Here is a 13094-nt window from a genome sequence, read left to right on the forward strand (position 1 = left end):
TTTGTCAAGATTGTTTACACCTGTAAACAAAAGAAATTAACCTTTAACCTTTTAAATTCTTCGCTATGAACTTCGCAGAATTCATCACCTACATCGATTATACAAAAGAGCTGGAGCGCAACAACATAAGCCCATTGTCAAACTCTGTTCTTGAGGAAATCGCCGGCAAATACTGGCAGGTCGCCGCGAACCGAAAGCACGTGACGCCAGCCATGGTGCACTATGCCTTGATGGAGGCTAACGCCGAGCTTTACCCCGTGTGCAACCATGCCAGCTACACAGCCTACGGCTACGGCAAATGCGCTTTCCCTGTGGAGGTGGAGCTATCCATAACTGATGAAGGTTTCTGTACTGTATGCAGAATTCTGAACGGTTTACTACGTGGCGACAAGGCGTATAGAGACGGCCTGAAAGCGTGGGTGAAGGAGAAAGGCACCCCCGGCCGCAAAACCAAACGAAGCGATGCAGCACCGGCTGTCACCGTTTCCAGCAGCCGTGAACTTCTGAGTGCCTTTGCCTCCCAAAGCTTCAGGTTGTCAGCCGGGACATACCAGGCAACTACCGCGGAGCTACTGCAGCTTAGGGTATCATCTAACTAGTACATAAGCGCCTGAATGTGTAGATGTTCAGGCGCTTAACTCTGCCCAAAATACAGCTGCATAAGTCGTATTTTTATACTGAACCACATAACAACCTATCACATGTTACCACTATTAGCACTAGCCGCTGCACCCGCCATTTACCAGGGCGTGTCTGGCATTCTACAGAAACGTAAAGCCAACCGGATCAACGCTGTACGACCTACTTACAACATACCCGGTGCCGTGCATGAGTCGGTGGATATGGCCCGGCAGTCGGCCAACGCCGCCATGCCAGGTTACGGCACAGCACAAAACAACATTAAGGGGGCCACAGCCAATGCTGTACGCTCCGCTCAGTTGGCAGGCTCGGGTAATAGCATGCTCGCTGCCATAGCGGCAGCACAGAGCAATGAGAGCAACTCCCTGCTAAATCTCGCCACCCAAAGTGCGCAGCACCAGGCGGCGCAGCGTCAGAACCTGCAGGGGAGCCTGATGAACCTGGCGCAGTACAAGGATAAGGCTTGGGACTGGAACGAGAAACAGAAGTACCAGGAAAAGGCAGCGGCCAAGGCGGCGCTCACCGAGGCGGCAAACCAGAATATCAACGGGGCTATCTCCGGCCTTGCCAGCATCGGCACAACTGCACTTGGCCAGAAGAAAAAGCAGATGCCAGGAATGCCGCTGATTCCCGGCATGGATATGCAGAACGCACTGATCACTTCGCCCAATCCCTATGGCACCTACAACGGCAACCCGCTTGCGTAAGTCGATGTTACTTACTTACTTGTCTTGACTTTAAGCACAGATGCCATGATGATCACACAGACCTACGCCGACTACTGCCAAGTATGGACCGGTGTTTTGCAGACGAAGAATGAAATAGTGGAGCAGCTGCAGAAGGTTGTCCGCTGCGATTCTGTCACTATCCATGCCGTTCTGCTGGAGATAAACCCCGCCGTTATAGACTATAACTGGGGTGACTGCAGCAGTGTGTCTGTGCAGAGTAACCAAGACTTCGACAATATAGTTAAGACATTGGCTGAGCTAAGCACGATAACGCTCAACTAAGCATGCAGTACCCTAAAGCAAAACGGCACATCTCAACCAGGTGTGCCGTTTTTTATGAAAACTATTTTCCTTGCCACTTATGCCCATAAATCTTCCCGCTGCTGTCTACATAGAACATGCGTGTGCGGGTATAGCCGACATTCTGAGGAGTGGTGTAGTAGGTAGTGCCGTTGGAGGCGGTTTTGATCTGCCCTGGCTGTTGGCCTAAGTTAACGTTGCCTTGGTAGATGAGGATAGAGCCGCCGTTGCCATCTTCGGTGATCTGCGTAGGAGGCCCCCAGGCTTGGTATAGCTCTGACTGGTGATGTTCAATCCAAGCATCCATGCTTTGGTTGATTTGCTTAGTGGTGGGAGCACAGCTAAGCATTCCCACCACTAAGGCTACTATGCATGTGCATTTACACATTATTATATTCATGAAGCCTTGATATATTATTATTATATATGCATATTTATATAAATTATGGCTTACATGAAACTATCGAATAAAATATTATGTGTAATAGGCTTTGCAATCATAGTTGCTATTGCTTCAGGATATGCCTCCAACGAGGCTAAATATTATCTACATCATCCTAAAGCTAGTAAACAGGAAATAACAGAAGCAATGTACAAAAGCTATTTGAGTGGCAAGTATAGGGAGCGGGTGCGGTCTGAAAGTGCCTTTAATCTGCAGATGGCTTTCACTGCAGGCGCGTTATGTATTGGTTTAGGAGTTATAGTTGTAGGAGTAATGGATGGACGCCGCATAAAGGCTGCCAATGCTTCTGAAGGGCAGAACCGCGTCACGTTAGAAGGTTGCCCAAATAGAGAGGGGTAGGCAGCGTGCTTTTGAACGATAACAGAATATACAAAAGGTGAACCGCAAGAGGGTTCCCTTTTGTATATTCTTCTTTTGCTCCTCATGGCTATGGCATAGCCGTCAATGCAGCCAGTAGCTTAAAGCAAAGCATGATATATTCGTAGTTTCAACTCTTCGTTATAATCCTCCTCATAAAGTATTGATGTAATTATAGCATGCAGTAAATCCTTTGATATATAATTGGCTGCAACATATACAGCTATATTCTCCATACGACTAATAAAGGTGGGCACTAAAAAGCCCAAGCCGTTTAATTCTAGGAAATATGCAGCTAGTGCAATAGAAGCTCTTTTGTTGCCATCATTAAAGCTATGGTTCTTATTTATCGAATAGAATAAATGTGTAAGCTTATCTTCTATTGCAGGATAGTAGAGGTCATGCTTGATGTGTTCTAACGATGCCTCTAAAAGGCCAATATTAAGAACACCTAGTGCTCCTCCTGACTTCCTAATTATTTCGTCGTGCACCTCAATGGCATGTGCCACATCAAAATAAGCGCATGCCATTATCTATCCTTTAGTCTTTTAAAGACTTCAATGTTTTCATCTATTCTGTCCTGCAAGCTCTTGCTTTTGTCTCCTAAAAACCTTTGATAATCGTCTGGAGTCAAGCATTTAATGTATGGCTTTAGCCTATCATGAATTATATTACGAAACCCGTAGTCTCTACTTGCCATTTTGCTTCGCGCGTCTTCAAGCTGTGGTATCCAAAACCGCCGTTCTGAGAACTTCTGTATTAGGATATTCAGCTCACCCGGTGTGAGCTTTCTTCCCATCTCTTCGCTCTTTTCCTTCATTGCGTCTGCAATGCCAATTTCAAATGAGGCTATTAGCTTGAGGACCTCAGCATACATTGTGTCTCGTGGATTTACTTTTTCCTCTAACTGCAAAATCTTTTTATATTCAGAGGCATTCTCATGGAAAATAGATTTATAAATTGCATCTGTATAAACAGCATATTTATATGCACCCATATCTAAATAGAGATTAAGGGCACTTGTAAACTCTTTTCTGTAAACCGGCTCTCGTGCTATTGATACTAAAAACTCTTCGTCGCGCTGGTTTATAAACTTGGTTGATCCTCCTAACTTCTTGTTTAGTCCATCAATAACAATATTTAAAATAGCGCTCCTTAAAGCCTTTGCTTTTTCGCTTTCCGCTAGGAGCATGCCAAGGTTTAGGAATGCTCTAAAATTAAAAATTCCTAACTGTGGAGCCTTTGCGCCGTCTTCTAATAGCCAGCCAAACTCAGCCTTTAGCTCTCGTAGCTTTTTGCCCTTAAAGATTTCATAGCCATTGTGCTTTAATTCATCTTCATTGTTTGAGAGGTATCTTTCAATAGTTGAACTATCAACCTCATAGAATTCAACTACTTGATTCTTAGTAAATCTAAACTCGCCCTGGAAAAACATTCCCCTGATTCCCAGATACTCCTGAATGTCTGCAACTGCACTTAGGTTATTGAGAATATTTTGCCTATCAATTGCTGATACTGTTAAATCTTTCATATATGCAAACAATGTGGATAACTTGCAATGTTCTCCTTGTTAATGAGGATAACATGTGTTAATTTGCTTATTATCAATAAGTTATATGCCTTAAAAAAGTAAATTTTTAATTCTTGAATGATGTCTATATATAAATATATGGCATTGATTTACAAATGGTTACACAACATAGCTTGCATAAGCTCTTTACTGTCTGTATAATGCTGGGTGTTGATAACTTTTTTGCGTAAGACCTAAATTATTTCAAAAGTGTTCATTGTGCAAGTAAACTTAATAGATTAAAGCTGAAGTGAAGGTCTTTGATGCGAACTAGCAGGGAGGGTGAGTAGTTCCACCTTAAGGAGAACTGTTAATGATAAACTGGGTGAAAGTTGATGTTTGTATGCAAATCGTATGCAAATAAAAAAAGCCACTTAACGATTTTACTCGTAAGTGGCTCATTTTAAAGCTCCCCCTCCTGGGCTCGAACCAGGGACCCCCTGATTAACAGTCAGGTGCTCTAACCGACTGAGCTAAGGAGGAATCTCGACATATCTCCGGCGACTTTCCCGCCGTTTGATGATGCAATATTACGGCAGTTAACTTTCTTACGCAAGCCCTGGCCTAAAAAAAACTTAACACAGGAGCTAATTTACTGGGAATCAAAGAAAAAAATTAATTAGAAATATAGAGCGTAGAGGCAACAAGCGATGTTCTGTACTGCCGGAGGCCAACAATCGCCGGCCCACCGATTACCTGCCCCTTCAGGTTAAACTGGGAGCCGCAGCACGGGTCCACAATAAAAAGCCGCGACGGGTCCACTTCCAGCGCACAGCTGTTCGTGGGGTCGTAAGGGCAGGCTCGCTCAAAGGCAAAGTAGCTGCTGGCGCTCTGGCGCACCACAATAATGCCTTTGTAGCCCTCTTGCAGGTACGCAAAGCCGCCGTCCTGGCGCAGGTCCGGGTACAGCTGACTGCTTACGTTCAGCTGCGCGTTTACGGGCACCTGCGGTATAATGGGGCTACTGCTGCTGTCTTTGCAGGCGCTGGCCAGTACAGCCAGCAAGCCAACAAGTACAGGCCAGCGCCTACTGCTCATACGTATAAAAGCCTTTGCCTGCTTTGCGGCCGTGGTGCCCGGCATCCACTTTCTGCTGCTGTATGCGGCTCGGTCTGAATTTAGGATCATAATGGAAAGCCTCGAACATGGAGGTGGTTACAGAATAATTAGTATCAACACCGATCAGGTCCATGAGTTCAAAAGGCCCCATCTTAAAGCCGCTGGCCTGCATCAGCTTATCGATGGTTTCTACATCGGCCACGCCCTCCTCCAGCAGTTTGAGGCCCTCCACGTAGAAATGGCGCGCCACGCGGTTCACAATAAAGCCCGGCGAGTCCTTCGCCATCACAGCAGTCTTGCCTAGCTTTTCGGCCAGGTCTTTTATTACCTGAGCCGTTGCAGGGGCGGTAGCGGCCCCGGAGATCACCTCTACCAGCTTCATGATGTGAGCCGGGTTAAAGAAATGCATCCCCACCACACGCTCCGGGTTAGGCACGGAGGCGGCAATCTGGGTAATTGGAATCGAAGAGGTATTAGAGGCAAGAATGGTATCCGGTGTATTGATGCTGGCCAGCTCCTGAAAGATGCTTTGCTTTACCTCCAGGCGCTCCACCACGGCCTCAACGATCACGTCGCAGCTTAGCTGCAGGGTGTCGCCGGTGTAGGTTAGGTTAGAGATGGCTGCTTCTTTCTCCGCCTGGGTTAACTTGCCACGGGCAATGCCTTTGTCCAGGTTCTTAGTGGTTGTCTGCTGCGCCTTTTCCAGCACCTGTGCGTTGATGTCGAACAGGATGGTTTTGTAGCCTGCCTGCGCACATATCTGCGCAATGCCCTGCCCCATTGTGCCGGCACCTACTACGCCTATGGTCTTGATATCCTCTAACGTCATAGCTTTTGGTTTTCATCAAAAAAGAAGAGTGAATGCTCTGCTATACTTGTACGGCAAAACATTCACTCATCCGGTTAACTGTTTATTCTAAATTCAGTTATGCAGTCATTCAATATTCCTAAATCACTCCTTCGAACTGGCGCAGGAAGCGCACATCGTTCTCCGTGAATAAGCGCAGGTCCTTTATCTGGTACTTCAGCATCGTGATGCGCTCAATGCCCATTCCGAAGGCGAAGCCAGAGTATTCTTCCGGGTCAATGCCTGAGCTTTGCAGCACAGCAGGGTCTACCATGCCAGAGCCGCCAATCTCTACCCAGCCGCTGCCTTTGCAGATGTTACAGCCTTCGCCCTTACAGATAAAGCAGGTAATGTCTATTTCGGCGCTAGGCTCTGTGAACGGGAAGAACGACGGGCGGAAACGGATCTGTGTATCCTGCCCAAACATCTCCTTGGCAAAGTAATACAGGGTTTCTTTCAGGTCTTTGAAGCTAACGCCTTTGTTCACGTACAGGCCCTCCACCTGGTGGAACACCATGTGCGCACGTGCCGAAATAGCTTCGTTGCGGTACACGCGGCCCGGCATGATGCTGCGCAGCGGCGGTTGGTTGTTCTCCATCAGGCGCACCTGCACCGTGGAGGTATGCGTGCGGAGCAAGTGCTCTTTGTCTTCGCTGAGGAAGAAGGTATCCTGCATTTCGCGGGCCGGGTGATTCTCCGGGAAGTTCAGGGCAGAGAAGTTGTGCCAGTCATCCTCCATCTCCGGGCCTTCGGCTACGTTAAAGCCAATGCGCTCAAAAATGCGTACGATCTCCTGGCGCACCAGCGAAAGCGGGTGGCGCGTGCCGAGTGTGTTGGGCACTGTTGGCAGGCTGAAATCGAAACCCGTATCTCCCGTTGTATCAGCGGCGCTGCTCAGCTGCTCCTGCGCCTGGTCAAAGCGCTCCTGGGCACGGTTCTTCAGCGTGTTCAGCTGCTGGCCTACCTCACGGCGCTGCTCCGGCGCTACTTCTTTCAGGTTGTTAAACAGGTCGGCAATGCGGCCCTTGCGGCCAATATAGGCAATGCGGAATTGTTCCAGTTCGGCAGCGTTGGTCAATTGTGCTGCTTCTATCTCTTGTGCTACTTGTTGTATGTTCTCCACCATAATACGCAAAGATAATAAATTGGCGCGTTCTGCCTTCTAGTTAGGTAATTCTGAGTTGGTACGCAAATAGGGAGAGAGGGTATGGGCCTTTACTCTTATCTATTCGATCGCAGGTGTTGCCTGGTATCGCTTTTCGCCTCACCGGCGGGCCCTGTTTTCCTCATCAAGGAGAAAAGTAAGCAAAAGAATCACGGCGGTTCTCTTTGTCGAGGCCCTTGCCTCTCGGATGAGGAGAATTCTGCTGACGCTGAGGCACAGGTACAAGTTTCACAGCGGGCGATATTGTGCGGACAGGTCGCAACCTGTCCGCACAAAGTTTTGGAGAAGTAACGATAGGTTGGCTATTGAAAACTTATCCAGTCTTTCCGTTGAGCGCCTATGCGAGTTTTTCCGGTGACGAGCGCGAGCGAGGCAGCCCGAGGCACGAGTAAGAGGGCCCCTACCCCCGGCAGGAAAAGCTCCCAGCGCGATGCGGGAAGACGGGCCCTCGCGGGCATGAGCGCTTTAAAGTATAGAGTGGAACGATAGGTGTGTGGGAGCTGCAGGGTGAACGGGAACTAGAAAGAACAGCTTGGGTGGAGATGCAGAAAGCCGTGGCAGCTAACGGCACAAGCGGACGCTTGCGCCAGGGCAGTAAACAGTTCAGCCTTGGGTAAGCAGCCGCTAAGCAAGTATGGCTTTGCAAGCCAGTCGAGTTACAAACTCGACGCTATAGTAAGACACGAGTTGCAAACTCGCGCCAGCAGGAGGAAAACTCGCGCCAGCGGGATTGTTAAAGTATAAGCAGAGGCGACTGGAGGCACAAGCGGACGCTCGCGCCAGAAAAGAACTTTGGAAGTATGACTGCAACATAGTAGGACACAAGTCTGAAGACTTGCGCCAGCATGAATGCCACATAAGGAACAGGCACAGCTTTCTTACTTTTAACTACTGCTCTATCGGTAAATTGCAGAACCACTATATACTTTGTAGTTTACCGACACAAACCCGCAGCTTACCGACTTCTCTCAAGGGCCTGCCTATTGCCTGTGGACGCGCAGGGCTGATTACAGTACCTTTATATCAGATACTTAAACAAAGGAACTATGGAAAACGGAAACCGACACCCCAACTACGGCGATAACTGGCAGAACCCGCGCCACAGCACCGGCGGCAAAGTAATGGCAGGCTTACTGCTCATAGCCGTTGGCGTACTCATACTTGCCTCCAAGCTCAACATCTTCTTTCTTCCCTACTGGGTCTTCTCCTGGCAGATGTTCCTGATCGTGCTGGGGCTGTTTATTGGCTTTCGCCACAACTTCCGCAAGTCCGGCTGGCTCGTGCTCGTGCTGATCGGCACCGTGTTTTTGATAAACGACCTGGTGGCCGGCTTTAACCTCCGCATCTATTTCTGGCCCATCCTGCTGATCGGCATTGGGCTCTGGGTAATGCTGAAGCCGCGGAGCCGCTACCCCAGGCACTTTCGCCGGGTCGGGAACGCTGGCCCCGCCGAGCCCGGGCCAGCGGCGGACAGCTACGGAAACAGCGAAAACGAGCCCGGAACAGGCACCTTCCACGACAACACCTATTCCTCTGAAGATATAGTAGACGCAACCGCTATCCTGGGAGGGATCAAGAAAAACATTATCTCCAAAAGTTTTAAGGGAGGTGAGGTCGTAAGCGTGTTCGGCGGCACCGAGCTTAACCTGAGCCAGGCCGATATGCAGCAGCCGGCCGTGCTGGAGGCAACCCAGATCTTTGGCGGCACCACCCTTATTATCCCGCCGCACTGGCAGATAAAGTCTGAGATGGTGGCCATACTAGGCGGCATCGATGATAAGCGGCCGGTGATGCCCGGCGGCTACGATCCGAACAAGGTACTGGTCCTCAAAGGCACAACCCTCTTTGGCGGGCTGAACATCAAGAGCTACTAAACGCACAGAAGCGCATGTCGCAGGTCCGAGTGATAATGATTTACCTGGCGTGGGCGCTGCTGTGGGCGGTGGTGCAAACCGCACTGCTGTGGTCGGTAGGCTTTAGTGCGCGGGTGGCCGTGAGCGACGCCCTGCTCACCAACCTGCTGCTGACGGTCGGGGGCTACGCCATGGGCACGGGCCTGCGCTACTACCAGCCAAACATACGCGAGGCGGCGCACCTGGTGGGCTGGAGCCTGGGGCTGGCGGTACTCAGCACCATGGTGTTCTACTGGGTTACCACAAGGGCCTTCCGGGGCGATGTGGTGTACCTCGATTTTGTGGACGCCACCCTGGCCGTGCGCTTCCTGTTTACCTGGCTGATGGTGCTGCTGCTACTGCTGCTAAGCTGGTTCTGGTTTTATACCTTGGAGCGCCAGCAGGACGAGCAGCGCCGTGCCGCCGCCGAAAAGCTGGCCCGCGAAGCCGAGCTGCACACCCTGCGCCAGCAGCTGCAACCGCACTTTCTGTTTAACAGCCTCAACTCCATCAGCGCGCTGGTGGGGGCAAAGCCGGAGCAGGCCCGCAAAATGATACAGCAGCTCTCCGACTTCCTGCGCGGCACCCTGCGCAAAGACAACCAGCAGCAAGTAAGTCTGACGGATGAGCTGCAGCACCTGGAGCTGTACCTGGAGATAGAGAAGGTGCGCTTCGGGCACCGCCTGCAAACTGCCATTGAAGTACAAAATGAAACAATGAACATGCACCTGCCGGCCCTGCTGCTGCAACCGGTGGTGGAGAACGCCATCAAGTTTGGCCTCTACGACACCATCGGCGATACCGTAATAAGTATAAAAGCCACCGCACAGGACCACCACCTGCTGCTGCAGGTGCAAAACCCTTACGACCCCGCCACCGCACGGCCGCAGCAGGGCACCGGCTTCGGCCTGAGCTCAGTGCAGCGCCGCCTTTACCTGCTCTACGCCCGGCAGGACCTGCTGCAAACCCGGCAGGAGGAGAACCAGTTTATCACCACCATTCAAATCCCGCAGAAAAATGATGAAGTGCCTGATCATAGACGATGAGCCCCTGGCCCGCAGCATTGTTGCCGAATACCTCCAAAAGCACCCCGGCCTGGAGGTAGTGCAGGAGTGCGGCGACGGCTTCGAAGGCGTAAAAGCCATTATGCAGCACCAGCCCGACCTGGTCTTCCTCGACATCCAGATGCCTAAGATCAACGGCTTTGAGATGCTGGAGCTGGTAGAGCAGGCGCCGGGGGTTATCTTCACCACCGCCTTCGACGAGTATGCCCTCAAGGCCTTTGAGACCAACGCAGTGGACTACCTGCTCAAGCCCTTTAGTCAGGAGCGCTTTGACGCCGCTGTGAAAAAATGGCTGGAGAAGCAAAGTATAAACGCCACGGAGAACAAGGCGGCCAGCTTGGGCAACGTTCCTGCAAAGCAGCCGGAAGAGCAGCTGCGCATAGTGGTGAAGGCGGCCAACGATATCCGCATTATCCCGGTGAAGGACGTCTTGTACCTGGAGGCCTACGACGACTACGTGAAAGTGCATACCACGGAAGGCCTCTTCCTGAAGAAGAAAACCATGGGCTACTACGAGCGCGTGCTGGACCCGAAGCAGTTTGTGCGCGTGCACCGCTCCTACATCATCCCCCTCTCCCAACTCACCCGCATAGAACCTCTGGAAAAAGACAGCCATGTGGCGCTGCTGAAGAACGGGGTACGCGTGCCCCTGAGCCGGAGCGGCTATACGAAACTGCGCGCTGTACTGGGCATCTGATAATTTTTTTTCGGATATAAATCTGGCCGCCCCGGCTTAGCGGCACGCGTTGGGAAGCAACCTGTTGTTGCTGGGCTTACACGGCCCGTTCATCTGTACTTTACGGCCGTTCGTCAAAAACACACAGCCCCCGCCAAGCTGCAAACGCCAGCGCACGCTTTGCAAACACTTGTATTTTACTCATAAACAAACATTTAAGAGCACCCTGTGTTAACTAAAGAGAGCCTCGGAAACTTTTGATATGAAAAATGTTTCCATAGTTTTACCCCCAATTAGCGGTATGGAAACAGCAGAAAGAACAGATCTCAAAGAAAAGATTAAGCGGGCGGCATTCAGCATGTTCTGCCAGCGCGGCATCAAAAGCGTGTCGATGGACGACATTGCCCAGCACCTGGCGATGTCTAAAAAGACCCTCTACAAGTGGTTTAAGAACAAGGATGAGGTGGTGTACGAGGCCACGGCCGACTACCTGTGCTGTGTGCAGCACGATTGTGAGGGCTACATTGAGCAGGCGCAGAATGCCATTGATGAGCTTTTCCAGGTTATGGCCCTCACGAAGCAGGTATTCTCACAGACTCACCCGTCCATTTTCCACGACCTGCAGAAATACCACCACGACAGCTGGCAACTGTGGCTGCAGCATAAAAACAGCTTTATGCTGCAGAAGGTGAAGGCCAACATCATCAGGGGCATGCGGGAAGGGCTTTACCGGAAAGACCTGAACGTGGACATCATGGCCCGCATGCGCCTGGCTATCCTGGAGCTGCCGTTCAATGCAGAGGTGTTCCCGCCGCACGAGTACGAGATCAAACAAGTGCAGCTGGCGGTGCTGGAGCACTACATGCTGGGCATGGCAACCCTGAAAGGCCATAAGCTGATCAATGAGTACAAGCAGATCACCGAAGAAGAATAACCACTACCTACTACCAACCGATAAAACTATGAGAAAACAGATCAGCCTGCTAATAGCCGTACTTGCGCTGTTGGGCAAGAGCTATGCCCAGGAGCCAATGCCGCTGGGCCTGCAGGAAAGTATAAAGTACGCCCTGCAGCACCGCGCCAGCCTGCAGGCCACGCGCAACGAGGAGAGAATCGCCAAGGCGCGTGTGGGAGAGATACGCGCCACCGGCCTGCCGCAAATAAATGGGACCGTGGACGCGGGGAACAACTTTGTGCAGCAGCAGAGCTTTATCCCGGCCATCATTGCTGATGAGAACGCGGATCCAAACGCCTTCATACCGGTAACCTTCACGCCGGCCTACACCAGTAACGCCACTGTCACCGGAAGCCAGCTGCTCTTCGACGGCTCTTACCTGATCGGGCTGAAGGCGGCCAAAACCTACACCGACCTTTCCCGCAAGAACACCGCGCAAAGCGAGATAGAGGTGGCCGAGCAGGTCAGCAAAGCCTACTACGGTGTGCTGGTGAACGGGGAGCGGATGGAGCTGCTGAACCAGAACCTGGTGCGCCTCGACACGCTGCTGAAACAAACGCAGGTGATGTTCGAGAACGGCGTGGCCGAGAAACTGGATGTGGACCGCCTGCGCGTGCAGCTGAACAACCTGAAGGTGGAGTTGCAGAAAACGCAGCGCCTGATGGAGCTGAGCGAGAACCTGCTCAAGTTCCAGATGGGCCTGCCCCAGGCGCAGCCGGTGCTGCTCACAGACGAGCTGGCGGAAGTGGACATTGACATGGGCCGGCTTTACCCGCAGAGCTTTGAGTACAGCAACCGCATTGAGTATTCCATTCTGGAGACGCAGCGCGACCTGGCCGAGCTGGACCTGCGCAACCGAAAGTCGGGCTACCTGCCCAAGCTGCTGCTCAACGCCCGCTACGGTTACCTTGCCGCCGGCAACGCCTTTAGCAATATTTCGAACCTGAGCAATTACCTGGAGTTCGGCTATGTGGGCGCGCAGCTGCAGGTGCCGATCTTCGACGGCCTGCGCAAGCACTACCAGATACAGCAGACCAAAATAGCGCTGGACAACACGAAGCTCGGCTTTGAGACGCTCCGCCAAAGTATAGACCTGGAGCTGGAGCAGGCCTCCACAGAGCTGACCAACGCCCTGGATGTGCTGGAGGCGCAGCAGGAAAGCCTGGAGTTGGCAAACGAGATTGCCCGGGTCGCCAAAATCAAGTTTCAGGAAGGCGTAGGCACGAACCTGGAGGTGGTGAGTGCCGAAACAGACCTGCGCGAGGCCCAAACCAACTATTACGCCGCCATATACGATGCCCTGATAGCCAAGGTAAACCTGGAGAAAGCCACCGGAACCCTACTGACAAAATAAAACTACTGAAAAACGATCTACTGAA

15 protein-coding genes and 1 tRNA gene are annotated in these 13094 nt (G+C 51.4%); 9 read left to right on the top strand and 7 right to left on the bottom strand.

The genetic code is table 11. From position 1 onward, the window contains the following. Positions 1 to 65 precede the first annotated feature (65 nt). The 3 genes from CA264_RS16105 to CA264_RS16115 all read left to right on the top strand — a co-directional run bounded on the left by CA264_RS16105 (position 66) and on the right by CA264_RS16115 (position 1649). On the top strand, positions 66 to 599 hold the full coding sequence (locus CA264_RS16105; protein ID WP_025608418.1) for a hypothetical protein: 534 nt from the start codon (positions 66 to 68) through the stop codon (positions 597 to 599). A 102-nt stretch (positions 600 to 701) separates the two neighbouring features. After that, a complete protein-coding gene (locus CA264_RS16110; RefSeq protein WP_025608419.1) occupies positions 702 to 1346 on the top strand; it encodes a hypothetical protein in 645 nt (214 codons plus the stop codon). A 45-nt stretch (positions 1347 to 1391) separates the two neighbouring features. Then, positions 1392 to 1649: a hypothetical protein gene (locus CA264_RS16115; protein ID WP_025608420.1), complete on the top strand. Its 258-nt coding sequence runs from the start codon at positions 1392 to 1394 to the stop codon at positions 1647 to 1649. Between the two features lie 61 nt (positions 1650 to 1710). Here CA264_RS16115 and CA264_RS16120 read toward each other — a convergent pair whose 3' ends face one another. After that, positions 1711 to 1974, bottom strand: coding sequence for a hypothetical protein (locus CA264_RS16120; RefSeq protein ID WP_025608421.1), 264 nt, complete (start codon positions 1972 to 1974; stop codon positions 1711 to 1713). A gap of 147 nt (positions 1975 to 2121) precedes the next feature. Between CA264_RS16120 and CA264_RS16125 the strand changes: the two genes are divergently transcribed. Then, entirely contained in the window at positions 2122 to 2469 is a 348-nt protein-coding gene (locus CA264_RS16125) for a hypothetical protein (protein WP_162912091.1), read from the top strand. A 119-nt stretch (positions 2470 to 2588) separates the two neighbouring features. Here CA264_RS16125 and CA264_RS16130 read toward each other — a convergent pair whose 3' ends face one another. The 6 genes from CA264_RS16130 to pheS form a co-directional block, all read right to left on the bottom strand. Further along, positions 2589 to 3017 (bottom strand): type II toxin-antitoxin system death-on-curing family toxin, encoded by a 429-nt coding sequence (locus tag CA264_RS16130; RefSeq protein ID WP_025608423.1) that lies wholly within the window; start codon positions 3015 to 3017, stop codon positions 2589 to 2591. Further along, positions 3017 to 4018, bottom strand: a complete 1002-nt coding sequence (locus CA264_RS16135) for a hypothetical protein (protein WP_025608424.1) — start codon at positions 4016 to 4018, stop codon at positions 3017 to 3019. Before CA264_RS16135 ends, CA264_RS16130 begins: the two co-directional genes overlap by 1 nt. Positions 4019 to 4466: 448 nt before the next feature. Beyond that, a tRNA-Asn gene (locus tag CA264_RS16140) sits at positions 4467 to 4540 on the bottom strand. Positions 4541 to 4672: 132 nt separating this feature from the next. Then, positions 4673 to 5095, bottom strand: a complete 423-nt coding sequence (locus CA264_RS16145) for a Rieske (2Fe-2S) protein (protein ID WP_025608425.1) — start codon at positions 5093 to 5095, stop codon at positions 4673 to 4675. Beyond that, positions 5085 to 5945 carry a 3-hydroxyacyl-CoA dehydrogenase family protein gene (locus CA264_RS16150; RefSeq protein WP_025608426.1) on the bottom strand — a complete coding sequence of 287 codons (861 nt, stop codon included), beginning with the start codon at positions 5943 to 5945 and terminating at the stop codon, positions 5085 to 5087. The genes CA264_RS16145 and CA264_RS16150 overlap by 11 nt, the downstream gene beginning before the upstream one ends. Before the next feature lie 118 nt (positions 5946 to 6063). Further along, positions 6064 to 7089 (bottom strand): phenylalanine--tRNA ligase subunit alpha, encoded by a 1026-nt coding sequence (gene pheS, locus CA264_RS16155; RefSeq protein WP_025608427.1) that lies wholly within the window; start codon positions 7087 to 7089, stop codon positions 6064 to 6066. Between the two features lie 1085 nt (positions 7090 to 8174). Between pheS and CA264_RS16160 the strand changes: the two genes are divergently transcribed. The 5 genes from CA264_RS16160 (at position 8175) to CA264_RS16180 (ending at position 13069) form a co-directional block, all read left to right on the top strand. Further along, the gene (locus tag CA264_RS16160) at positions 8175 to 9002 is read left to right on the top strand and encodes a LiaF transmembrane domain-containing protein (RefSeq protein WP_025608428.1); all 828 of its coding nucleotides are present in this window, start codon (positions 8175 to 8177) and stop codon (positions 9000 to 9002) included. Between the two features lie 14 nt (positions 9003 to 9016). Then, a complete protein-coding gene (locus tag CA264_RS16165; protein ID WP_051364496.1) occupies positions 9017 to 10066 on the top strand; it encodes a sensor histidine kinase in 1050 nt (349 codons plus the stop codon). Continuing rightward, on the top strand, positions 10038 to 10781 hold the full coding sequence (locus CA264_RS16170; protein WP_025608430.1) for a LytR/AlgR family response regulator transcription factor: 744 nt from the start codon (positions 10038 to 10040) through the stop codon (positions 10779 to 10781). Before CA264_RS16165 ends, CA264_RS16170 begins: the two co-directional genes overlap by 29 nt. Before the next feature lie 280 nt (positions 10782 to 11061). Further along, complete coding sequence (locus CA264_RS16175) at positions 11062 to 11694, top strand: TetR/AcrR family transcriptional regulator (RefSeq protein ID WP_025608431.1); 633 nt, start codon at positions 11062 to 11064, stop codon at positions 11692 to 11694. Between the two features lie 28 nt (positions 11695 to 11722). Then, a complete protein-coding gene (locus CA264_RS16180; protein ID WP_025608432.1) occupies positions 11723 to 13069 on the top strand; it encodes a TolC family protein in 1347 nt (448 codons plus the stop codon). Positions 13070 to 13094 lie beyond the last annotated feature (25 nt).

Origin of the sequence: Pontibacter actiniarum (genome assembly GCF_003585765.1) — a bacterium.
Taxonomy (GTDB): Bacteria; Bacteroidota; Bacteroidia; order Cytophagales; family Hymenobacteraceae; genus Pontibacter; species Pontibacter actiniarum.